Consider the following 596-nt stretch of genomic DNA (forward strand, 5'->3'; position numbering starts at 1 on the left):
TTGTTATGGTGACTACATTTTACCAAAGAGAGGTGTCTTTTTGTGTGTTTTTTGATAATTATTTATAAGAAGTTTCAATAACCGCAAGGGTTAAACCTGGATATTCAACTGCAAAACTTGAGTTACTTATTTAAAACAATGAAGGATAAAGGGGTTCATCAGTCATTCAGCAGCGATGCACCGATCGTTTCATTCGATCCATTTGAAAATATTCAGTGTGCAGTTACACGAAACAGACTGAATGAGCCGCTTGAGAAAGCCTATCTTCCTAACGAAGCGATGTCTATCTATGAGGCAGTCGATGCCTACACTTATGAAAGTGCCTATGCGAGCTTTGATGAGGATGTAAAGGGACGAATTAAAGAGGGGTTTCTGGCAGACTTTGCTATACTGAATCAGGATATTTTTTCAGTTACTCCTTCTGAGATCAAGAATATAACGGTGCATTCCACTTATGTAGATGGAATAAAAGTGAGTGAACTAGGAAACTCCAAGGAATAATTGGGGGAATAGCTCTTAAATGAGCATACAATTGATTGGTTTTTACAGCACTATTGGATTTATCTCGTCAAACAGGTTTTGGTTTGATGGTCTAG

General features: G+C 37.8%; 1 protein-coding gene. It reads left to right on the plus strand.

Annotation, left to right across the window (positions count from 1 at the left end):
* The first annotated feature begins 117 nt into the window (after nt 1-117).
* Nucleotides 118-501, plus strand: coding sequence for an amidohydrolase family protein (locus tag ACYQ4S_RS12170; RefSeq protein WP_459771426.1), 384 nt, complete (start codon nt 118-120; stop codon nt 499-501).
* Nucleotides 502-596: the final 95 nt, after the last annotated feature.

Source organism: Alkalibacterium sp. s-m-28 (genome assembly GCF_054658175.1).